Origin of the sequence: Vagococcus allomyrinae (genome assembly GCF_017829975.1) — a bacterium.
Taxonomy (GTDB): domain Bacteria; phylum Bacillota; class Bacilli; order Lactobacillales; family Vagococcaceae; genus Vagococcus_D; species Vagococcus_D allomyrinae.
This window is the reverse complement of the sequence record NZ_JAEEGA010000008.1, coordinates 1-23282: the sequence shown is the minus strand read 5'-3', so window position 1 is coordinate 23282 and position 23282 is coordinate 1. Positions and strand designations below refer to the sequence as shown.

21 protein-coding genes are annotated in these 23282 nt (G+C 41.2%); 13 read left to right on the top strand and 8 right to left on the bottom strand.

Annotated features, from left to right (window positions below; genetic code table 11):
• Positions 1 to 90 precede the first annotated feature (90 nt).
• From I6N95_RS12775 to I6N95_RS12760, 4 genes are all read right to left on the bottom strand, one after another.
• Entirely contained in the window at positions 91 to 1539 is a 1449-nt protein-coding gene (locus I6N95_RS12775; RefSeq protein ID WP_209528548.1) for an ABC transporter substrate-binding protein/permease, read from the bottom strand.
• Between the two features lie 124 nt (positions 1540 to 1663).
• Entirely contained in the window at positions 1664 to 3040 is a 1377-nt protein-coding gene (gene argH, locus I6N95_RS12770; RefSeq protein ID WP_209528546.1) for an argininosuccinate lyase, read from the bottom strand.
• A gap of 4 nt (positions 3041 to 3044) precedes the next feature.
• The gene (locus I6N95_RS12765; RefSeq protein WP_209528544.1) at positions 3045 to 4247 is read right to left on the bottom strand and encodes an argininosuccinate synthase; all 1203 of its coding nucleotides are present in this window, start codon (positions 4245 to 4247) and stop codon (positions 3045 to 3047) included.
• A 133-nt stretch (positions 4248 to 4380) separates the two neighbouring features.
• Complete coding sequence (locus tag I6N95_RS12760) at positions 4381 to 4902, bottom strand: DNA-3-methyladenine glycosylase I (RefSeq protein ID WP_209528542.1); 522 nt, start codon at positions 4900 to 4902, stop codon at positions 4381 to 4383.
• 221 nt (positions 4903 to 5123) lie between these two features.
• Between I6N95_RS12760 and I6N95_RS12755 the strand changes: the two genes are divergently transcribed.
• A complete protein-coding gene (locus I6N95_RS12755) occupies positions 5124 to 6089 on the top strand; it encodes a ribose-phosphate diphosphokinase (protein WP_209528540.1) in 966 nt (321 codons plus the stop codon).
• A 209-nt stretch (positions 6090 to 6298) separates the two neighbouring features.
• On the opposite strand, the gene I6N95_RS27430 is transcribed toward I6N95_RS12755, so the two are convergent.
• Both I6N95_RS27430 and I6N95_RS27425 read right to left on the bottom strand, forming a co-directional pair.
• On the bottom strand, positions 6299 to 6832 hold the full coding sequence (locus tag I6N95_RS27430) for a DNA glycosylase AlkZ-like family protein (protein ID WP_347340557.1): 534 nt from the start codon (positions 6830 to 6832) through the stop codon (positions 6299 to 6301).
• Positions 6833 to 6852: 20 nt separating this feature from the next.
• A complete protein-coding gene (locus I6N95_RS27425; protein WP_209528538.1) occupies positions 6853 to 7482 on the bottom strand; it encodes a DNA glycosylase AlkZ-like family protein in 630 nt (209 codons plus the stop codon).
• Between the two features lie 159 nt (positions 7483 to 7641).
• Between I6N95_RS27425 and I6N95_RS12740 the strand changes: the two genes are divergently transcribed.
• The 5 genes from I6N95_RS12740 (at position 7642) to I6N95_RS12720 (ending at position 12623) form a co-directional block, all read left to right on the top strand.
• A complete protein-coding gene (locus I6N95_RS12740) occupies positions 7642 to 8142 on the top strand; it encodes an RNA polymerase sigma factor (protein ID WP_209528536.1) in 501 nt (166 codons plus the stop codon).
• 39 nt (positions 8143 to 8181) lie between these two features.
• Positions 8182 to 9327: a hypothetical protein gene (locus I6N95_RS12735; RefSeq protein ID WP_209528534.1), complete on the top strand. Its 1146-nt coding sequence runs from the start codon at positions 8182 to 8184 to the stop codon at positions 9325 to 9327.
• Position 9328: 1 nt separating this feature from the next.
• Complete coding sequence (locus I6N95_RS12730) at positions 9329 to 9595, top strand: hypothetical protein (RefSeq protein ID WP_209528532.1); 267 nt, start codon at positions 9329 to 9331, stop codon at positions 9593 to 9595.
• A 342-nt stretch (positions 9596 to 9937) separates the two neighbouring features.
• Positions 9938 to 11014, top strand: coding sequence for an ABC transporter substrate-binding protein (locus I6N95_RS12725; RefSeq protein ID WP_209528530.1), 1077 nt, complete (start codon positions 9938 to 9940; stop codon positions 11012 to 11014).
• A gap of 13 nt (positions 11015 to 11027) precedes the next feature.
• Positions 11028 to 12623 carry an amidohydrolase gene (locus I6N95_RS12720; RefSeq protein ID WP_209528528.1) on the top strand — a complete coding sequence of 532 codons (1596 nt, stop codon included), beginning with the start codon at positions 11028 to 11030 and terminating at the stop codon, positions 12621 to 12623.
• Positions 12624 to 12648: 25 nt separating this feature from the next.
• Here I6N95_RS12720 and I6N95_RS12715 read toward each other — a convergent pair whose 3' ends face one another.
• The gene (locus I6N95_RS12715) at positions 12649 to 12900 is read right to left on the bottom strand and encodes a DUF3977 family protein (RefSeq protein WP_209528526.1); all 252 of its coding nucleotides are present in this window, start codon (positions 12898 to 12900) and stop codon (positions 12649 to 12651) included.
• 208 nt (positions 12901 to 13108) lie between these two features.
• Between I6N95_RS12715 and guaD the strand changes: the two genes are divergently transcribed.
• The 4 genes from guaD to I6N95_RS12695 all read left to right on the top strand — a co-directional run bounded on the left by guaD (position 13109) and on the right by I6N95_RS12695 (position 17779).
• A complete protein-coding gene (guaD, locus tag I6N95_RS12710; RefSeq protein ID WP_430727540.1) occupies positions 13109 to 14497 on the top strand; it encodes a guanine deaminase in 1389 nt (462 codons plus the stop codon).
• Positions 14493 to 15833 carry a uracil-xanthine permease family protein gene (locus tag I6N95_RS12705; RefSeq protein WP_430727542.1) on the top strand — a complete coding sequence of 447 codons (1341 nt, stop codon included), beginning with the start codon at positions 14493 to 14495 and terminating at the stop codon, positions 15831 to 15833. The genes guaD and I6N95_RS12705 overlap by 5 nt, the downstream gene beginning before the upstream one ends.
• A gap of 133 nt (positions 15834 to 15966) precedes the next feature.
• Positions 15967 to 16728, top strand: a complete 762-nt coding sequence (locus tag I6N95_RS12700) for an isocitrate lyase/PEP mutase family protein (RefSeq protein WP_209528520.1) — start codon at positions 15967 to 15969, stop codon at positions 16726 to 16728.
• Positions 16721 to 17779: a bifunctional transcriptional activator/DNA repair enzyme AdaA gene (locus I6N95_RS12695; protein WP_430727539.1), complete on the top strand. Its 1059-nt coding sequence runs from the start codon at positions 16721 to 16723 to the stop codon at positions 17777 to 17779. Before I6N95_RS12700 ends, I6N95_RS12695 begins: the two co-directional genes overlap by 8 nt.
• 40 nt (positions 17780 to 17819) lie before the next feature.
• Here the strand turns inward: I6N95_RS12695 and I6N95_RS12690 are convergent, their stop codons facing one another.
• Positions 17820 to 18524: a TIGR00266 family protein gene (locus I6N95_RS12690; RefSeq protein WP_209528518.1), complete on the bottom strand. Its 705-nt coding sequence runs from the start codon at positions 18522 to 18524 to the stop codon at positions 17820 to 17822.
• A gap of 376 nt (positions 18525 to 18900) precedes the next feature.
• Here I6N95_RS12690 and I6N95_RS12685 point away from each other — a divergent pair, with 376 nt between their 5' ends.
• The 3 genes from I6N95_RS12685 to I6N95_RS12675 form a co-directional block, all read left to right on the top strand.
• Positions 18901 to 19782, top strand: coding sequence for an SPL family radical SAM protein (locus I6N95_RS12685; RefSeq protein ID WP_209528516.1), 882 nt, complete (start codon positions 18901 to 18903; stop codon positions 19780 to 19782).
• A gap of 333 nt (positions 19783 to 20115) precedes the next feature.
• The gene (locus I6N95_RS12680; protein ID WP_209528513.1) at positions 20116 to 22737 is read left to right on the top strand and encodes an HAD-IC family P-type ATPase; all 2622 of its coding nucleotides are present in this window, start codon (positions 20116 to 20118) and stop codon (positions 22735 to 22737) included.
• 152 nt (positions 22738 to 22889) lie between these two features.
• Positions 22890 to 23282, top strand: a 393-nt coding sequence (locus I6N95_RS12675) for a transposase (RefSeq protein WP_245249483.1), incomplete at its 3' end; no start/stop codon positions are given.

Genomic DNA, 23282 nt, shown 5'->3' with positions numbered 1-23282 from the left:
CGAAATGAAAAAATATGCAAGATATTCTCAGACGTTTGGTCATTCTGCTGCGTTAGTCATTAGCCGAAGAATTGAACAGAGCAGAGAGGGTTAATCACTTAAAGCCAATTTTTTTTCAAAGAGACCGATCAAGCGAGATAGGGTAAAGGTTAACACAAAATAAATTAAAGAGATACATAAGATTGGCAAGAAGGGTTTAAAACTTGCCCCTTGAACTACCCCTGCTTGGAACATTAATTCGGAAACACCAATCACTGAAACAACCGAAGATTCTTTAATGATCGTCACAAACTCATTTCCTAAAGCAGGTAAAATATTTTTGACCGCTTGTGGGAATAAAATAAAGCGTAAGGTTTGCTTACTATCCATTCCTAATGAGCGAGCGGCTTCGGTTTGACCTTTATTGACGGAATTCAAGCCAGCTCGAATGATCTCGGCCACGTAAGCGCCGCTGTTGAGAGCCAAGGCGACGCAACTAGCCGTGAAGGCACTTAGTTCCAAGCCGAAGACTGTTGAGCCAAAATACACTAAGAAAATCTGAGCTAACAATGGTGTGCCTCTGACAAATTCAATGTAAACATTGGCGATGCCGCGAAGGACTATATTTTTAGCTAATTTCATAATAGCCAAAAGTGAACCCAGAACTGAACCGACTAGTACCCCAAAAAGTGCTAACAAAATTGTTGTCAGAGTCCCTTTTAAAAAGTAAGAGTAGTACTTCTTAAAAAAGCTTTCGCTTTGGAACATCAGTTGATTGGCTTCTTTTTGATAGCCAGGCAATAAATTTTCAGAGATGATCTGATCGATGGACGCATTAATTTTAGCCTCTAGGACGGGGGCTTCTTTAGGGATGGCGATGGCAGTTTCTTTTTGACCGTCTGCAAAGGCGATATCTGAAACCAGTAAGCTGGAATCTTGAGAGGCATATGCCTCCGCCACAACGCTTTCCAAAACGGCAGCATCGACTTTTTGGTTTTGCAAGTTAAGCACCACGTCGGCTCCCTTGGCTAAGGAGACCAATTGACTGCCGATCAATTCTTTTTCAGCTAAAGCCTCTTGGGTGGATTGTTTTTGGACACCGACTTTGATTTGATCAAAATCATCGACACTTTTAAAGGTAGCTTGATCTTTTTTGCGGATCAGGACCTTTTGCTCCACCTCCATATAGGAATGGGAAAAGTTAACTTCTTTTAATCGCTCTGGGGTAGGGGACATACCTGAGATAATCACATCGATTTTGCCAGTTTTTAAGGCACCTAATAAGGCATCGAAATTCAGTTCCACAATTCGTAGTTTAACGCCTAGATCTTTGGCGATTTTTTCGGCAATCGAAATATCAAACCCTACGATGGTGTCTTTGCCATTGACTGTGGCGTGAAATTCGTAAGGGGCATAGCCAGCAGAGAGTCCTACCACTAACTCCCCGCTATCCATCACTTTGTCATGGTAAGGATCGCTTTCAACAGCGGCGACTGTGGTTGTTGAAAAGGCAAATAACAATAGACAAACGATCACAACATTCATTTTTTTGATTAACATAATTCTCCTCCAATAGGATTTAGATTGAGACAACTCCTCAAATAATTTATTAAGTTCACGTTAATGTGTGTGAAAATAAAACACCAAAAACGAAGGGGAAATCTTTCGTTTTTGGTTAGCAGTGTTATTTCTCTAAGGCTGATTGAGCTCGTTGAATCGCCTCTTTGACTTGTTGAGTGCCAGTTCCGCCATAAGAATTTCGGCGATTCATGGCAGTTCGTGAAGCCAATACCTCATAAATATCAGCATTGATGGTTGGAGAGATTGCCTGATAATCGCTTAAACTAACCTCTTGTAAAAAAATACCTTTCTGAATACAGTTGTAGACAAGTTTACCAACGATTTCATGGGCCTCTCTAAAGGGAATCCCTTGATTGGCTAAGTAATCAGCTAATTCCGTGGCATTCGAAAAGTCTTTTTCAGTCGATCTTTCCATCGTCTCCACTTTAACAACCATTGTCTCAATCATGCCAGCCATGACATCTAGGCTAACTGAAACAGTTTTAACGGCATCAAACATGCCTTCTTTGTCTTCTTGCAAGTCTTTATTGTAGGTTAGTGGTGTGCCCTTCAAAACAGTGAGTAAGCCAAATAAATTGCCATATACGCGACCTGTTTTGCCGCGGATTAGTTCCGCATAATCAGGGTTTTTTTTCTGAGGCATAATCGAGCTACCGGTGGCATATTGATCAGCCATTTCAATAAACTGAAACTCGAAGGAGCTCCAAAGAATTAACTCTTCGCAAAGGCGGGAGAGGTGCATCATGATCAGAGAACTATTGCTTAAAAACTCAATGATAAAATCACGATCACTGACACCATCCAAGCTATTATCGTAAATAGCGGAAAAACCGAGCAAGTCAGCTGTTTGTTGGCGGTCAATCGGAAAGGTTGTGCCCGCTAAAGCGGCACAGCCCAGAGGTGAAATATCGATACGTTTGATACTTTCTAGCAAACGTGCCTCATCGCGGCTTAACATGTTGTAGTAAGCCAACAGATGGTGGGCAAAAGAAATCGGTTGAGCGTGCTGTAAATGAGTGTAGCCAGGCATTAACGTCTCGACATGCTCATTGGCTTTAGCCACTAAAACTTTTTGCAAGTTGACTAGCTTTTCGAGTATCAGGTTGACTTGTTGTTTTAAATAGAGATGCATATCCGTAGCGACTTGATCGTTTCGACTACGTGCCGTATGCAGTTTTCCAGCTACTGGACCGATTTGATCATGTAGGGCTTTTTCAATATTCAAGTGGATATCTTCATGAGCCAATGAAAAAGCGAATTGACCTTGTTCTATTTGCTGTTCAATGGTTTGCAAACCCGCAATAATCTGATCTTTTTCTTCATGAGCGATGATGCCACATGTAGCAAGCATCGTCACATGGGCGATGCTGCCGGCGATATCTTGATGGGCTAATTGATAATCAAAAGGAATTGAGGCGCCAAAGCCATTGACCCACTCTTCACTTTGGGCCTGAAAACGACCACTCCATAATTTTTCCATGGGATTAGTTCCCTTCCAGTGAAGCTTGAACCTCTGCGTGAACTTGTGATGGTAAGCCCCAAAGCTTGATAAAACCAATGGCGGCATCTTGATCGAAGGTATCAGCAGATGTGTAAGTCGCTAAATTCTCATTGTACAAGCTATTAGGCGATGTCCGTCCCTCAACAATGGCATGTCCTTTGAATAGTTTGACACGAACTTTGCCATTGACATAAACCTGAGTGGATTTTATAAAAGCGATTAAGGCGTCAGTTAATGGATTAAACCACAACCCGTTATAGATCACTTGACTTAATTGATGTTCAACAATTGGCTTAAAGTGGGCTAATTCCCTTACCAACGTCAGATCTTCTAGTTCCTTATGTGCTGTTAATAACGTGATGGCAGCTGGACATTCATAAACTTCACGTGATTTAATGCCAACTAAACGATTTTCCACATGGTCAATTCGTCCAACGCCATGTTTACCAGCCAGGCTGTTTAAAGTTAAAATCAAGTTAGCCAGACTTAAAGCTTCGCCATTTAAGGAGACGGGAATCCCTTGTTCAAAGGCAATTTCAACGTAATCCGCTGTATCCGGTGCTGCCTCCAAGCTGACGGTTAAGTCATAAGCATCTTCAGGAGGAGTCGCCCAAGGGTCTTCTAAAATCCCACATTCATTGGCTCGTCCCCACAAATTTTGGTCAACAGAGTAGGGGCTGTCTAAATCGATCGGAATCGGAATGCCTTTTTCTTTAGCATAGTTAATTTCTTCTTCCCGTGACCATTTCCATTCTCTTACTGGGGCAATGATTTTTAAGTTTGGGTCAAGCGTTGCGATAGCTACTTCAAAACGAACTTGATCATTTCCTTTACCTGTACAGCCGTGAGCGATTGTTGTAGCACCAACTTCATGAGCTAGTTCCACTAATTTCTTAGCGATTAACGGGCGAGATAAAGCAGAGACTAATGGGTATTTATTTTCATACATGGTGTGAGCTTGTAGTGAGACTAAGGCAAAATCATGGGCAAACTCTTCTTTGGCATCAATGGTAAAAGATTGACTAGCGCCGACGGTCAAGGCTTTTTGTTTGACAGCCTCCAAGTTTTTACCTTCGCCAACATCTAAACAACAGGCGATCACATCATATCCTTTTTCAACTAACCACTGTACTGACACTGATGTATCTAAACCACCTGAATAAGCTAAAATTATTTTTTCTTTCATAAACTTTCCCTCCATATGCAATTTCAATCTATATTATCACTAAATATTCATAAAAACAAGTTTTGAAAGAATAAATATTCACTTTAGTGCAAAAAAAAAGCATCTTTCAAAATCTGAAAGATACTAACAAGTGTTATTCTAAAACGATATCCTGGACAAGACCACTGGCTTTCATAAACATGTAAGTGATGATGGGACCCACAAATTTAAAGCCCCGCTTTTTTAATTCTTTAGCTAACTTGGCCGAAAGAGCACTGTGGTTTGGAACATCGCCAGCTTCTATGTATTCAAATTGAAGTGGACGATTCCCCACGAAGTCCCATAAAAAATTAGCAAAACTACCATATTCTGTTTGAATTTTGGTAATCGCTTGGGCATTGTTAATCGTCGCTTCAATTTTACGAGGGTTGCGGATCATTTCCGGATCATTGATGATTCGTTCTAAATCATCAGGCATAAAGCCTGCGACTATCTTAGGATCAAAGTTAGCGAAATTCCGCAGAAAAACAGGACGTTTCCCGACAACCACCTTCCAGCTAAGGCCAGCTTGAAAAGTGCCGACAGTTAAAAGTTCAAATAAGCGGTTGTCATCATAAGTAGGAGTGCCCCACTGAGCGGAATACCAAGCGGTTTTTTTAGGTGTTTCTTTTGACATCAAACGGTCATCCTTTCACTTTTTAATTGAAGTTGATTTCTTCTAATATATCACAGTTTGATGATAAAAAATCACCAAACCTAAGCAATGTTATGGGCAATCTGCCGATATTTCCCAATTGAAAGCAATTCTAGATGTAATTTCACAAAAACTTTGTTAGAATAGAAGAGATTAAGGATAAAGTTGGGTAAATACCCTAAAATAGTTAAATGGAGGACGTTATGCCAGAATCTTATGAAGATCCATGTTTAAAGATTTTTAGTTTGAACTCAAACAAGCCACTTGCGGAAAAAATAGCGGCAGTTGTGGGAGTAGAATTAGGAAAGAGTAGTGTCCAAAAATTTAGTGATGGCGAAATGACCATTAACATTGAAGAAAGCATCCGTGGCGATGAGGTCTACGTCATTCAAGGGACTAGTTACCCAGTCAATGACCATTTACTAGAATTATTGATTATGATTGATGCCTTAAAACGGGCAAGTGCTAAGACGATTAATATTGTCATGCCATACTATGGCTACGCCCGTCAGGATCGGACAGCTAAACCGAGAGAACCGATTACGGCTAAGCTAGTAGCTGATCTTTTAGAAAAGGCTGGTGCGACGAGAGTCTTAACACTTGATCTGCATACCGTTCAACTACAAGGTTTCTTCGACATTCCCGTTGATAATTTATTTACGATGCCTTTGTTTGCTAAGCACTATCAAGACTGTCAGTTGCAGGGGGAAGACATCGTAGTTGTCTCACCGAAAAATAGTGGCGTTGCGCGAGCCCGGGTTTTGAGTAAGTACTTGGACGCTTCCTTAGCCATCGTGGATCAAACAGATCGCGAAGCTGAGATTCGCAGTGGCTATGTGATCGGCGATGTAACCGGCAAAACTTGTATCTTAGTTGACGACATCATCAACACTGGCGAAACGCTGGGAATAGCCGCCAATGTTTTATTAGAAGCTGGGGCAAAAGAAGTTTATGCCTGTGCTTCCCATGGTGTCTTTTCTGCTAATGCAGCGGAGTTGTTGGGCGCTATTCCATTTAAGAAAATTTGCGTGACTGACTCGGTTGATATACCAGAAGCGGCTAAATTGCCTAATTTGGATATTATCACTTGTTCGGAATTAATGGGAGATGCGCTAAAACGCATCCATGAAAACACACCGATGAGCCCGTTATTTGGTTACCGCGCTTAAATAAGTCATCATACAAGACGATTGCTGGAGAACCCCTCTGGCAATCGTTTTTTTTAGGGTCCTATTCTTGCCTGAAGTGATTTTAATAGATTCGTTAATATCTTGGGAGTGTTAGCCGCGATTGCGCTAATGGCCCCTGTCTGTGCCAAACTAATTGGAGGAAAAACCTTTTAAAGATTTGGCCCGTTGCCCGTTTCCTTTTCTTAGTGTCAATTAAAAGAATCCCAAGTTAAACAACCATTAAATTCGGCCATTTGTTTCAGCGTCGAATTTAGTTCACCCTTAAGTGCAGCCGTTAGGTTTATGCCAGCTTCCAACCAGTAATTTGTTAGTTCTAAATGGCCTTCTTGTCGTTTGTTTTTTAACTCGATTCTACCGATGAATTGAGTGCCATAGAGAATTGGCAATACATAATGACCGAATCGCCGTTGGTTGACAGGCGTATAAATTTCCCATTTATAGTCAAAATCAAACAGCTCTCTAACTAATTGCCGATCCCATAATAACGGATCTAATGGGGCGATAAATTCAAGTCTTGGTTTAAAATGCTCAGTGGTCAAGACGGCGTCGAGAAAGTGTTGATCTTTTGTCAGCAAATAAAGAGGAACAGTCAGACCTTCAACGATCACTTCAATTAACAAATTCTGCGCCACTAACTCCGCAAAACTCGCCTTGCGATCTTTTGCTGTAAAAGCAGGAATTCCTAACCAAGCATCAGACGCTTTATTCCAAAGAAGTCCCACATTGGAGATTCGGCGTTGAACTAACCAAGTGTAAGACGCTCGTTGCGATGGGAATGGATTTTGAGGGCGACTAATTCAAGATCAGATAGTACCATTTCGGGCAGCGTATAGTATTTACGAGTATTATCTTTGTGATGAATCAACAATTCTCCGCTATGGTACAAGTATTCCAAGGCAGCTCGGGATAATTTATTTTGCCCCCAATCCCAATCAACTTTTTGATTCATATCAAAATCATTAGCGGCGACGTATGTTTTTTCTTTGATGGCAGCGGTGATAAGCGCGCGAATAGTGTCAATATCGTCAATACTATGTGAGCGCTCTTGAAACCACTTTTTGTGGTAATAAAAGGATTGAAACTCTGTGATTGGAAATATTCCTAGATTTTTGTCAAAATAATCGATTAGCCGACGATCGGTATAAAGGAGTTCTTCTAAATCAGATTTGCGATATCCTGCGATACGGCTCAACAAAGTGAGATCCGCATTGCGCCCACAAATATCGATGGGGTCAAATTGCAATGAACCAATCTCACGAATAAAATTCAGGGTTCCTGTTTTCCCCTGATAGTCTTTTGGTCCGATTAACCCCTGTCGAAGTAAGATTAGATGGCGCGCTTGTTGGTTAGTCAGGTGATACGAAAGAGTCATGATAGTTCTCCTTTTAGTTTGATAATTAAGATGATGGCTTATCTGCTTTAATTGTACAGGGAACTAGCGTTCGTGTAAAGGATAAAAAAAGTAACCATCATAGGCAACTATTTTTAGAGAAGATCGTCTACTTAGTGTTAGGGTCTTGGAGGTGAAGGGATGGATGAGTTAGAAAGCTATATTATGAAACACAGTCAAGGGTTGTATCGGTACCTACTTTTACACACAGGTGATCATTACACGGCAGAAGATTTATTACAGGAAACATTTTTAAAAGCCTTTTTGGCAATACAGACTAACATTCCTGATAACCTTGAAGCGTGGTTAATGACGATTGCCAAATATACGATGTACGATCACTATAAAAAGCAAAAACGAATTGTCATTAAAGAAGCTGAATTTTTTGAAAGACAACCATTTGTCGCGTCTTTGGAAAGATTGGACCAACTTGAACTGAGTATGGCAACGGTAAAAATGTTAAAGCGTTTACCAAGTCAACAGCAGAAGGCGATTGCTCTTGTTCATATTAGAGGATTTCCATATGAAGAGGTGAGTGAGATGTTAGACATCCCTGTCAATACACTCAAATCTCAAGTTCGACGGGGCAGGGAAAGTTTAAAGCAGTGGAAAAATGCTAGGTCGGATGGTCAAATCTCATAAGATAACTCGGAGCGACTAAGTATTAAGGAGGAAAATCATATGGATAAAAAGGAGTATTTACACATTCAAAAGGCCGCACGCCGTTCCAAAGTTAATTTATATGCAAGTGTGGTTTATCTGGTACTATTCATCTTGTTGGCAGGTTATGTTTTTAGTTATGTTGCGCCTCATTTTTATTATGCTAAAATGGATGGCGAAAGGTTGATTGTCGAAAAAGACAAGGTGCCAGATTATTCGGAAGAAGGATTAGTGTCTTATTCTAAGCGTGAAAAATATCGCAAGTACTGGTTTGAAGTGACACAAACTAATAAGCGTTATAGCCCAATCATGAATCAAGAAAAAATGGCCCCTTTTGGGAAAGAATCATCTTATTTGGTAAGTAAACAAGTTGGTGCTCAAAATATGAAGGTGGCAGAGGTGACAGAACATTATGTGTTCGGTCAATTACGGTCAATTGAGATTGACAATTATGAAAATGAAGATAATCAATTGGCCCGTCTTTTAAATATGAACAGGCCGCTGACTGGTATCTCCTTGGATGACTTAATTGCAGTGATAAAGGGACAGGGGGAATACACGGTTATCAATGTTCAGGTATTGTTTAAAGTAGCAAAAAGTCGTGAAACAATCGATAGCTATTTTGATTTGGCTAAAAACAGTTGGGGGCCGGGAAAAGGGGAGCTGGAGTTATTGCGGTACGGTGTCTCAGGGATTGGAAGCTCCTCAGCAATGATGAGTTTTGGTTATCCAGCCTATGAACACAACTATCAGGGATACGAACAGATTTCCGAAGAGGTCTTTCTGGATCGTCTCACGTATTTAAGCGATCATTATGAAGACTTTGGTGAATTGTTGTTGGACAACCCTAAAAACTTAAAGCAACCGTCTGCTGAGCAAATTAAAGAAAAAGTGACTAATCAGCAAGAATATGGTGGTGCTTTATTTCAGCTGGCAGATAGTCCTTTTGATTTTTATACAATTGAAGAAGGGTTGCCCCGTGACACTGCTTATTTCGCTGAGCAACTTACCTATCTGCAAAAAAATGGGATTACTTATAACTCAGTGACCCTTACAGGTACTGGCGTAGAGCTAAGCAAGTGGTTAACGGCGAACAAAAATGACATTATGCGGGTTGAAATTCAGGAAATGACTAACTGGAATTACGCAACCATAGGGAGTGAATAAAATGAGTCGAAGACTAATCAGTGGGTTTAGTTGGGGGTCTAAATTAATCAGCATTGGTGTGTTGGTGTATCTTCAATCAGTGATTGTTGGAACCAACGCAATTGATCGTTATTATAGCGTTGGTTATCAGGTGGTTTTACCGGTTATGTTGCTTACATTGACAGGAGGGCATCTTTATTTAGGGATAAAAAAGCAAAGCTCATCACTTCTATGGAGTGCGGCTTTTCCAGTCGTTGTCTTGTTGTTGTATCTCGCCTCACTGGTATAATGAAGCCTGGCAATTACTGCTGTTTCAAAAATGGCAAATAATAGACAGCGTGTTGTTTAATCAGACTGATCGTTTCTTTGGATTATTAATATATACATCCTGTTAAATAATCAAACAGATAGTTCCATTGGATAATGCGCATAATCATCCGCCAAGAGTGGTACTTTCAGCTTTTTTCTGGCTGAAAGTTTAACGGGAAAGGATGATTATTTAATGGGAACTAGATAGGGACTATATCGTGATATTTTTTCGGCATTCCTATTGCATTTTTACTGAAAAATTATTAAGATTACGTGTATTGTTTTTTTGCAATACCAATCTATTTAGCAAAGGGGAACGACAGTGAAGCAATTAACCATCTTTCTAGGAAGTATTAGTGTGATTATTGTTATTTTATTTGGTAGTAATCAATTATTAAATGCCGCGGCACCTCAGTCAAGTGATCCAAAAACCAAATTGGTGATGTTTAACTGGGGAGATTATATCGATCCGGCGTTAATTAAAGAATTTGAAGAGCAGACAGGGTATCGCGTGATCTATGAAACCTTTGATTCAAATGAAGCCATGGAAGCCAAGTTGAAACAAGGGGGGACGCAATACGATATTACTGTTCCCAGTGAGTTTATGGTGGAAAAATTAGCCAAAGAAGAATTATTATTGCCTTTGGATCACAGTCGGATAAAAGGACTTGAGACAGTTTCCAGTTATTTGTTAGACGGTGATTTTGACCCTGAAAACACCTACTCTATTCCTTATTTTTGGGGGAGCTTTGGAATTTTATATAACGCTAAAGAAATTGATGGCGCTAAACTCAAGACATGGGAAGATCTATGGAATCCTGAGTTCAACAATCAGTTGTTGCTCTCTGATGGGGCTAGAGAAACTTTTGGCATCGCCTTACAGACTTTGGGCTATTCAAGTAATACCACGGATGAAAAAGAGCTTCAAGCTGCCTATGAAAAATTAAAACAGTTATTGCCAAACGTTAAAGCGATTTTAACAGATGAAATTAAAACTTATATGAAAATCAATGAAGCTAATCTGGCTGTCGCTTATTCAGGCGATGCCGGGGCGGTCATGGCCGAAAATCCCGATGTTCGTTATGTGATTCCACATAACCAAAGTAATATTTGGACGGATAACTTGGTGATTCCTAAAAGTAGTCGTAATCCAGAAGCGGCTTATGCCTTTATTAATTTTATGCTGGAGCCGGATCATGCTGCTCGTAATTCGTTATACGTCGGCTATGCCACACCAAATGAAGCCGGCCGTATGCTTTTACCAAAAGAATTAACAGCAGATCAAGGGATGTATTTGCCTCATGAGCAACTCGTCAAAATGGAACACTACAATTTATTAGATCAGCCAACATTAGAACGTTACAATGAGTTATTTTTAACACTGAAGATGGCTCAATAGGAGGGAGGACAATATGCTTATTCTAAAAAGTCATCATATTTTTGACAGTCTCGCGGGAACGACCTTTTCAGGATACTTAAAAGTTGAGGGTGAGCGAATTACCGCTATTTTATCGGAACGAGCGGCTCAGCTAGCTATTGCGAATGGAGCTAAGTTGTTAGATTACAGTCAACAAATGATCGTACCGGGGTTTATCGATGCCCACACTCATTTTTTTCTATCAGCTCTGATTCATCAAAAAAAGATTTGGCCATTAGTTACTGCCTCTGAAAATGATTATGCAGAAGAAGCGAGTCGTTTTTCAGCTTACCGAGGTTGGACAGTGGCGATCGGTTGGTATAGCAGCGACTGGGAAGTTGATCAGTTGCCGACCAAAGCCACTTTGGATCATTATTTTGACAAGCGACCTTGTGCGATGGTATCAGGGGATGCCCATACCTTGTGGTTAAACTCTGCTGCAATGGACAAATTAGCTATTGGGCCAGCAACCATTCCCACTGATATCGGCGGTGAGGCAGTCGTGGAAAATGGGCAATTGACAGGTGTTTTTTTTGAGGCGCTGGCTATTTATTATTTAGGCCAGATTTTAGCTGATTATCGTCATGATAGCGTTCAGGACTACCGTTCTTATATGAGCTATTTAAACCAATTTGGTATTACGAGCTGTACGGACATTGCGTTAACTGGAGATAGTGGGGATGATTTAATTTATCCAGAGATTTATCAGCAGCTCCAAGTGAAAGCCAGACCAACCATGAGAGTCAGTTTGTACCCAGCCATGCGAGAAGATACGAGGCGGATTTTAGCAATGAAAGAAACCTTGACTGGTAATTTTGTAACTTTAGGCGGAGTCAAGCAGTTTTTTGATGGGGTGACGAGTACCCGAACGGCTTTGATGATGGCAGATTATCCTGATCCTAATTTTCCAGGAGAAATTGGCCAGTCTTTAATCCCGATAGAACGGCTGAGAGACTATATTTTAGAAGCCAATCGCTTGGATTTACCAATGCGAATCCACGTTGTGGGAGACCGAGCGACCCATTTGGCTTTGGATTACTATGCAGAAAGTTATCAACGGCACCCGCTTTCAGAGGGGAAGTATAACACTTTAGAGCACTTGGAATGTGTTTACCCAACTGATTTTAGTCGGTTGGGGCAGCCTCAACTGGTGTTATCCGTGCAACCAAGTCACGTCTTAGTTGGCTATGAAAGCTTGGTGGCTGAAGTAGGGCCGGAACGCTTGCCTTATATGTTTGCCTTTAAAAGCTTTATCGAAAACCATGCTATTTTAGGGTTTGGTACTGACACACCAGTAGTCTTGGATGTCACACCCCTTGAAAGTATTTATTATGCGGTTTTTCGTAAAGGGATGGATGGCTTACCTGTTGAAGGGGTTAATTATCAGGAAGCGTTGACGATTCCTCAAGCCTTAACGGCACACACTCTGGGAGCTGCTAAAGCAATGAGTCGCACTGATATTGGTCAATTAGGTGTCGGCAAATTAGCTGATTTTGTGATTTTGGATCATAATATTTTAGACGATGGCCCAGATGCTTTAGAGAAGACCAGAATTATTGCCACCTATGTTGGTGGTCAAAAAGTAACTTAAAAAGAGGGGCGATTAGTTGAAAAGACTAATTGCCCCTCTTTAAGGTGGATTGAATGCCAAAAAGGAGTTTAATTGTGCGGCGGTTTTTCTTAGTCAGTTTAACGCCGTTATTTGTGCTGAGAATCAGCACCCTTTTGCCGATCCAAATCCGAAAATAATAACCAACAGGGTAAACGGAACCTGAAATACCTGGAACCTCATATTCATTGCCCTCATCATCTTCAAATTCTGTCCTCACTAACCAAGTATTACCGATACCAAATTCGATGTATTTCAAGTTAATATCCTTTCTGAAGTGAATTGTCTTAAATAAATATTACCATAAGATTAGCAGTCATGTTATTAAATTTACTTCTTTTAAGCGAAAGGCGAACGTTAGTTACTTTTAGTTGTGGTATTTACGTATTTAGTCTTGATTTTTAGTTTTGTCTTGTCGTATAATGAGCACTACAAGTCATAATTCGAACAACAAAGGAGCCGTTAAGTTGAGCTATTCATTAATAGTTAAAGGAACAGGATTTACTAGTTATAACAGAGAAAAGGTCGCAATTTTGGAAGAGGCCCTCTTTTTTATTGATGATCGAGGAGTGATTGCTGAAGTCATCGAAAGTAGTGATTCATCATATCAGGATATGTTGGCAAAATACGAACAATCCGAAAACTACCAGGCATTAAGTGAAACAGAATACTTATTGCCTGGTATGGTTGACTTACACATTCATGCACCACAGTGGGCTCAATCAGGAACGGCTTTAGATATTCCCCTAGCGGATTGGCTAAACACTTATACCTTTCCCCTAGAGGCCAAGTACAGCGATTTAGAGTACGCTAATCGCGTGTACTCTGACCTAGTCTCACAATTGTTAAGTGTTGGTACAACCACCGCCTTATATTTTGCGACGGTTCATCAGGAAGCCAGTTATCGCTTGGCGGAAATTTGTGCGACAAAAGGTCAACGTGGTTTAGTCGGTAAAGTTGTCATGGACGATCCCCAGCAAAATCCTGAGTATTACCGTGATGCTTCAACAGCAGCGGCTTTAGCTGAAACCGAGACATTTATTCAACGGGTGCAAGACTTACATAAACGGACAAGACAAGGGGTTTACCCTGTGGTGACGCCACGATTTATTCCAAGTTGCACAGACGATGCTTTGGCAGGTTTAGGTGAACTGGCGGCTAAATATGATGTTCATATCCAATCCCATTGCAGTGAAAGTGATTGGGAACACGGATATGTCAAAGAGCGTTTTGGTAAAAATGACGCCTTTGCCTTAGACGACTTTGGTTTGTTGGCAGATAAAGCCGTGATGGCTCACTGTAATCACTTAACAAAGGAAGACGCTCAACTTTTTGCAGATACAGGGACTGCGATTGCTCATTGTCCAATTTCCAATGCTTATTTTGCTAATGGTGTCATCCCTTTGCAGGAGTATGCAACGGATTACCAGGTGGAGATTGGCTTAGGAACAGATATTAGTGGGGGGTTCTCCAAGAGTATTTTTGATAATATTAAACAGGCAGTTATCTCTTCACGGATCTTGGAAGATGGGGTTGATACCCGTCTAGCAAGTCACGAACGAGGTGTTCCAAAATCACGCATTACCTTAAACGAAGCTTTTTATCACGCGACAGCCGGTGGCGGTCAGGCATTGTCATTGCCGATTGGCAAATTGGTCAAAGGGTATGCGTGGGATGCGTTGGTTCTTAAAACAGATGTGCCTGAAGCAAGGCTACCGATTTTTGATCAAAAGGAAGAGCTAACGGATATTTTCCAAAAATTAATCTACATGAGCCAAGGAGCAAATATACGAAAAGTTTGGGTACAAGGTCAACTTGTGCACACTAAAGGAGAAACTAATGGAAACCACAATTAAAGAAGCAAGTACGACTAATTCCCGACTAACGGTCGGACCGAATGAGGCAGTTTCCACTCCTCAAGCCATTTTATTAGGGATTCAACACGTGTTGGCGATGGATGTTTATGTCGTGCCCTTTATCATTGCTTCGATCATCGGATTGAGTGCAAAGGATACCTCAGCATTAATTCAAGCGACCTTTTTATCTGCGGGGATTGCGACGATCATTCAGTCCTATTTTTGTATGAAGTTGCCAGTGGCACAAGGGCCCTCTTTTATTCCGATTGGGGCTGTTGCCGGTATTTATTTTGCGAATGGCAGTGGTGCTGCCGGTTGGTCTAGTGTTTTGGGTGCTTCTTTAGTCGGTGCAGTCGCGGTTACCTTGCTGGGGTTTACGGGTGTTTTTAATAAAATTATCCGTCAATTTGTACCACCAATTGTCGGAGGAACGATCATTTTTATTGTCGGTTTGTCATTAATGCCTGTGGCGCTAAATGATAATATTTTTAATGGTGCCGGCGGAACGATTAATCAGAATCTGATTTTAGCCAGTTTATCTGCTGTTGTATTAGTAGTCTGTTCTCTAGCGGCTTCGATCTTTCCCAAGCAAGGACGCTTGATAAAAATTGCTTCCGTCATCTTGGCTTTAATTATCGGCTCAATTACGGCCAGTTTTATGGGGATGCTGGATTTGTCTGCAGTGGGCAATGCTAGTTGGTTTTCGCTCATTCATCTTCCCTTTAAAGATTTTAGTTTTAGCTTTAACCCCTCTGCGATCTTTACGATGTTGATTATTTATGTTGTGCTAATGGCAGAAACGACCGGAACTTGGTTTGCTGTCAGTAATGTCTGTGACGAAGAATTGACAGATAAACAATTGAATCGAGGGGTTATTGGTGAAGGCATAGGTTGTTTAATTGCCAGTTTATTGGGGTCAACACCTGTTACCGGTTATTCAACTAATGCTGGTATCATTTCGATTACGGGGGTTGCTAGTCGGAAAGTATTTGCCGCAGCCGGTGTCTGGTTTATCGTGTTTGGGTTTTCTGGTAAGTTATCGGCCTTAATTTCCGTTATCCCATCTGCAGTAATTGGCGGAGTTTTTGTCGTCGTTTGCGGGATTATTGCCATTAGCGGTTTTCAAGTGATGAAGGCGATCGACCTAGGTGAGAAAGAGACCTATGTGATTGCGATTCCGATCATCATCACCTTAGCATTGACTTTTATACCAAAGGACTATGTGTCAAGCTTGCCTCAGTTTTTACAGTATCTTTTAAGTTCACCGGTGGCGACTGCTTCAATTGCCGCTATTTTACTGAATAAAGTCTTGCCGAATGAAAAAGTGGCTCAATAGTATAGTGACTGAGTATTGAGTGGAGGGAATCTCCACCCGGTACTCTTTTTTTAGATCGGTGTTAATTTTCTTGGTTTTTCTCTCGCTGAAATTTAGTAAGATCATCTTAGACTAATGGAAATGAGGGAATGTAATGGAAAACCAGTTTAATCGTTTAAAAGAATATCATGAGCAAAAAAAGCCACTTCTTATCTATAACTGTTGGGATGTGGGCTCTGCGAAGCTCATGGAGAGTAAAGGAGCGACGGTTATTGGGACAAGTAGTTATGCCTTTGCTGAAACACTAGGGTATAATGATGGAGAATCAGTTCCTTTTAGTGACTTGATTGTGTTGTCAGAACGCTTAGTAGCTGCTACTAGTTTGCCAGTAACTATTGATGCCGAAGGACTTTATGCCCAGCGTTTGGAGACTCTTAGCAACCATGCTGAGCGCCTGATACAAACCGGTATTAGCGGTTTTAATTTTGAAGATCAGTTAGTGAAAGCAGGGGCTGTGACGCGGTGGTCCCTTGAGGAACAAGTTCAACGGATTCGCCTCATTAAAGAGGTGGCCGCTAAAATGAATGTGGCTATTTTTTTGAATACTCGGACGGATGTTTTTTTTCAGAGTCGCAACCACCAGCAAGCAGTTGTAGAAGCCATAGCACGAGGGCGAGCCTACGCTAAAGCGGGAGCTGATGGTTTCTTTATTCCCGGTACCTTAGATTCAGAGATTGTCCGAAGAGTGGTGAATGAGGTTCCCTTGCCAGTTAATATTATGATTGATGGTGACGCCGTGGCTCGCAAAAAATGGTGTGAAATTGGGGTGAAGCGCATGAGTACAGGCCCTCATACTTACCTAGCAAATCAGGAACGCCTAGCAAAAAATCTAACAGAGGTGATGTCAATTGATTAACGAAAAAATCCTCATCGATGATTATTACCAAATGCTGATTGAAAAAAATTCTGCTTATGAGGGAATCTTTTATGTCGGTGTTAAGACGACAGGGGTCTTTTGTCGACCGACGTGTCCCGCCAAAAAACCGAAAAAAGAAAATTGTCAGTTTTTTGAGACAGCACAAGAGGCAGCCTTGTCTGGCTTCAGACCATGTAAAAGGTGTCAGCCCCTGAGCGCACCAACTAGCTTATCGCCAGAAGTTAAGCAATTAATTCAGGCGATTGAAGCCAATCCGCAACGGAAGTGGACCGATCGTGATTTTGACGAGTTGGCAATTAGCGCGAACACTGCTCGTCGCCAGTTTAAAAAATATTTTGGCATGACTTTTATCGAGTATTCCCGAGCACGCCGGTTAGGGCTGGCCTTTAAGCAGATCCGCAATGGCAAACCCCTCATTGAAACGCAATTGGAAGCAGGGTTTGATTCAGGTAATGGTTTTCGTGATGCTTTTTCAAGTTTTATGGGTGTAGTGCCCAAGGAAAACGGGCAGATTAAAGTGTTGACCATGGCTTGGATTGAAACCATTTTAGGGCCAATGACGGTAGTAGCAGACGATGAAGGTGTCTATTTGTTGGAATTTGTTGATCGTCGAGGATTGGAAAAGGAAGTCGCTAATCTTCGTCAGAAATTAAAAGCGGCAATCGTACCGGGAAGTAACCCGATTATCGAGGAGCTAACCGAAGAGTTGGAGCGGTATTTTGAGGGAAACTTAAAAGAATTTAAAACGCCTATGCTGACATTCTTTGGCACAGCCTATCAACAACGAGTCTGGGCCGAGTTATGTCGAATCCCCATAGGGCAAACTATTAGTTATAAGGAATTGGCTCTTCGAATGGGAGATCCTAATGCCAGCCGAGCTGTTGCTCGAGCGAATGGCGGCAATCAATTGTCGTTGCTGATTCCTTGTCATCGAGTTATCAACAGCAATGGGCAACTAGGCGGTTATGGTGGTGGCTTAAAACGAAAAGAATGGTTGCTGAAGATGGAAAAACAAATGATTAAACCATAATAAAACACCTTCTGAGCGAAAAGCTCAGAAGGTGTTTGAATTAGCTGCCACTTGATGAGGGAATGAATTTAGCTAGCGCACCAGCTAACCCTTGCAAATTCCGGGTTTGTATTAGGACTTTACCACGACCGTGAAATTCATTAACTAATCCTTCACCAGTAGTAAAACCAAAGGTACCAGAAGCGACGCGAATATCGTAATCAAGAGAATCTTCCCAAGCGACAACATGTTCATTGTCAATGATAAAGGGGATTTGACCGTCTAAGTTTAACTCAACCAAATCACCAAAGCTCGAGACTAAAAGAGAACCGCGGCCAGCGGTTTCCATCACGAAAAAGCCACCAGTTCCGCCAAATAAAGCGCCACTTAATTTTTGTTTCTTCATATTATAGGTCACACTGTCATCACAAGCTAAGAAAACGCCAGTATTTAAACGCCAGTGAATATTGCCAACTTCCAGTTCACGAATCGAGCCAACTGATGGCGGTGCGATAGCGATTTTGGCATGATCGTCCAAACCGCTAGCTTGGGAGATAAAAAAACTTTCACCACTAGTCATGGAACGGCCTAGAGCGCTTAACACGCCGCCAATGCCTGCTTTACCATTACTGTTCATCTTTCCTTCTAGATGAATTTGCCCATTGTGATAAACCATGGCTCCTCGTTCTAGTTTAATTTTTTCACCGCGATCCAACATGATTTCAACTAAGGGAAATGCTGTTCCTGCTGTTAATTCGTATTTCATCCTAACGCCTCACTTTCTTGTCTGAAAGGTTATTTTCAGACGCATCCATCTCATTATTTAACTTTCAAATGCTTATTGTAAGTTTAACAATACTTCAAGGGGATGACAATCGGTCTTAGGTATTATCATTAAAAAAAGACTAATTATTCTATCGGACTAGTAGAGCGGACCTAAATCACTTAGAATATTAAATAGGCGGTGTTGTGGCCGGTTTTTATGGCTACCGTAATAGTGTTGCAAGACACGGAGTTAATGATTGTGGAAACTGCTCAAAGAGTCTGCCATCGTTAAAACGATTAACAGGTGGGGGAATCACCATTGGAATGATTGACTCTACCACAGTGTGAGGGTGTACGATAATGATGAGGTGAATCAGATGGATTATATACCAACAAAATCAATTTTAATGAAGACTAGGACAAGAGACTGGTTCGGAACGGATTATACGATGAATTTATATAAAGGGTGTCATCACGGTTGTGTCTATTGTGACTCTCGAAGTGATTGTTATCAAATTGATGAGTTCGATAAAGTTCGGGGCAAAGGGTTTGCCAGTGAATTATTAAATCAGGAGCTTCAAAGTAAACGAGAAAAAGGCGTGATCGGAGCGGGATCGATGTCAGATCCTTATAATTATTGTGAAAAGCGCGAATTATTGACAAGAAAGTCTCTAGAGCTGTGTCATCATCATGGCTTTGGGATGTCACTTGCAACCAAAAGTGAATTAGTTACCAGGGACATAGAGTTATTTCAAGCCATTCAGGCTCATTCGCCAGTCAATATTAGTTTGTCTTTTTGTACGGTAGACGATCATTTGGGGAAACAGCTTGAGCGTCATGTTAGTCTTCCTTCAAATCGACTAGCGGCCTTAGAAAAACTAGCAAAAGCCGGCATCTATACAGGGGTTATGCTGATGCCTGTCTTGCCTTTTATCACGGACAACTGGCAAAGTATTAAAGAAGTCATTGTGAAAGCATCTCAATCTGGCGCTAAATATGTCTATCCAATGTTTGGCATGACGTTACGAGATCGCCAGCGGGATCACTACTATGCCTTTTTGGCAACGTATTACCCAGAAAAATTAAGTTTATATCAAAAGGTTTATGGCAATCAGTATTATTGTGACAGCCCGAATCATCAAGAACTGTCAATAAAGCTAAAGGAATTATGTCACGAATTAGGCTTGTCTGTGACGATGTCCAGTATTATTAGTGGTTATCAACGTCAATATCACGTAGAACAAGGACAGTTATTTTAAAGCTGTTCTTTTTTTGATTGAGAGGTTAAAGGCGTGGGTGAGTTTTTGTTAGCTGAATGATAAAAACCTGAAAATTTGCAGAGCTGTATGAAAAAGTTGCAACGTATGATTTTAAAATCCAGACTATACTGAGTAAGTAATCAAAACAACCTTTGGAGGCTAGCTCTTCAGAAAAAGATAAAAATTGACGTGATGATCACCTCAACTTTTCTGTTTTTCTATAAGAGCTACGATGACTCGAAAAGCGTATGTTGGAAAGAAAGCCATTATTCTAGTTGCTTTGGCAATTTAGACATAGGGGACGACGGACCATTAAGAAGAGGAGTGGATTAAATGAAGTGGTATCAAGTGAAAGTAAATGAGGTTTATCAAAAGCTGAACAGCTCTGCAACAGGATTAACTAGAAGTGAGCGAGAGCAGCGATTAATCGCCAACGGTGACAATAAATTAACAGGTAAACAAGACATTAAAGAGTGGCAAAAAATTGCCAAGCATTTTAAAGACTTATTGATGGTCATTTTGATGGTAGCAGGTGTTTTAAAGGCGATCACAGGTGATTATGCGGAGATGATCATCATCTTCACGGTGGTTGTTATCAATGCTTTGATTGGTTACTGGCAGGAGAAAAAGGCTGAGGAGTCCCTTAATGGGATTAGTCAGCTCTTAGGCGCAGAAGCGACAGTTTTATCTGAAGGGCAACGGTTAACGATCACCTCTGAAGAACTTGTAGTAGGGGATCTAATCGTCTTAAAATCTGGTGATATTGTGCCAGCGGATGTCCGCTTAGTCGAGTGCCATCAGTTAGTAATTGAAGAAGCAATTTTGACAGGTGAGTCTTTGCCAGTTGAGAAAAGCCATCAACGATTGGAAAAAGAGGCGACGACTGGCGATCAAGTTAATATGGCCTTTTCTGGCACGCAAATCCAATCAGGAACAGGTATCGGAATTGTTGTGGCAACAGGTGATGGGACAGAAATCGGGCAAATTAATCAAGCCTTACAAGCTGTGCCGAAACAGGAAACACCTTTGTTGCGCAAGATGAACACGTTAAATAAGCAAATTTTTAAAGGGCTGCTCTTTCTAAGTGTCTTCTTGATTTTCTTCACCACATTTCGTTATGGCATGGAGCTGAATCTATTAGTTTCAGCAGTCATCGCTTTAATAGTGGCAGTTGTCCCAGAGGGGTTGCCGGCAGTTCTCTCAATGATTTTATCAATGGGGGTCAATCGGATGGCCAAGGAACAAGCAATTGTTAAAAGTATGCCTGCAGTCGAAACCTTAGGCTCAATGACGGTGATTTGTTCTGATAAAACAGGAACGTTGACCCAAAATGAAATGTCGGTAGTCTCGGTGATAACTGCAACTGAGAATCTGAAAGTTCGAGACAATCGCTTGCAGAATCACGGCCGTTTATTAAGTATTATGGAGAATTGTCAAGATACATTGGATGAGGGGCAGGATCTGGAGTCAGTTAATGGAAATCCAACGGAAATGGCATTGTTGCACTTTTCCAAGGAATACCAAGTGCCTCATCTGCCAACGCTTAACAAGTTTCCTTTTGATTCCAAGCATAAGTATATGGCCACTGTTCATCAAACCGCAGGAGAAAAGCTGTTATTTGTTAAAGGCGCACCGGATGTTCTCTTTCGGTTCGCTACTTCAGAAGAAAATGCTGAAACAGGTCAAGCGAAGCCTTTCCGTCAAGCATTTTGGCAGGAGTCTGCCAGTGAGTTAGCGAAGCAGGGACAACGGGTACTGGCTTTTGGGTATCGCAAACTGACGCCAGACTGTGGTGAGTTAACTCATGAAAGCATTGAAAAAGAGCTGACCATTGTCGGGATTGCTGGAATTATTGACCCACCTAAGGCTTCCGCCATTCAAGCAGTATCTGAGTGTTTGGCTGCTGGTATCCAAGTTAAAATGATTACTGGTGACCACATCGACACGGCTTCAGCAATTGGTCAGCAAATTGGGTTGAAACATGTGAAAAACGGCTTGGAAGGGTATCAAATCGATGCCATGAGCGATGATGAGCTCCAGCGACAAGTCAGAACACATGACATTTTTGCTCGCACGACACCAGCTCATAAACTGCGAATTGTAACAGCACTGCAAGCCAACGGCGAGGTCGTAGGCATGACGGGTGATGGTGTGAATGATGCGCCTGCTTTGAAGAAGGCTGACATCGGAGTGGCTATGGGCATAAAGGGCAGCGAAGTTAGTAAGCAGTCCGCCGATATGGTCTTAGCCGATGATAATTTTGCCACAATTTCTAAAGCTGTTAAAGAGGGCCGGCGAGTCTTTGATAATTTGAAAAAGACGATCAACTTCTTTTTACCGACAGCCGTTGCTCAAGGCTTAGTGGTGATTGTCGCTTTGCTAACGAATCATCCACTACCATTAAGTCCCATTCAGATCTTGTGGCTAAACATGGTGACGACCATTACGCTGTCATATGCTTTAGGATTTGAGCCAGCTCACAAGGACACGATGAATCGATCACCACGGAATCCTCAAGAGAATATCTTATCAGCTTATGCTGTCTTTCGAATTTTCTATGTCTCCTTAATGATCACAGGCCTTGGTTTTGTGCTGATGTATCAGTTTGACTCAGCAGCTGTGCAACAAACGATCTTGTTACAGAGTATTGCGATTTCACAAGCCTTTTATATGATCAACTGCCGTGAGTTATCTGACTTCTCTTTGAATAAAGGGTTGCTCACAAATCGTTCGATCTGGTTGTCTCTGGGGATCTTAGGGGGCTTACAGATGATTGTGATCTATGTGCCAATGGCCCAGCAGATTATTGGTACAACGGCACTAACGATGGAACAACACGGTCTAGTCATAGCGATTGGTTTAATTATCTTCATCACAGTTGAACTTGAGAAAGCCACCACTAAATGGTTGATGGGCAAAATTAGTCAATTGAGGGAAGCCTCAGATATAGCCTAAAAAAACAGTGATTCCTCGAAGGGGAGGCTGCTGAAAAAGTTAAATAATTAAAGTTGTATAAAATGATAGCTGTTTTATACAACTTTTTTTTGATTTTACAGACTTTTTCCGTTCAATTTGAGATAATATAGGTAGAAAAAATAAAGGGTGGGATGGTTGTGCTAAACTTTCAAAATGAGTTAGATGTGAGCCCATTTTCAGGCTTGTATGATATTTTGGTAAAGGAAGATCATTTACTTAGAAAGTTAACTAATCTTGTGGATTTTTCATTTATTGTCAATGAAGTTAAAGATAACTATTGTTTAGACGATGGACGCAATGCGATTGATCCCGTTCAATTATTTAAATATCTACTACTGAAAGTCATTTATGATTTGTCCGACCGTGATTTAGTTTCTCGCGCATTTACAGACTTATCATTCAAATATTTTCTTGGTTTGGCTCCGGAAGACAACGTTATTCACCCCACCACACTCACGAAATTTCGGCGCCTACGTTTAAAGAATGAGGACTTTTTAGATCAGCTTATTTCGAAATCCATTGAA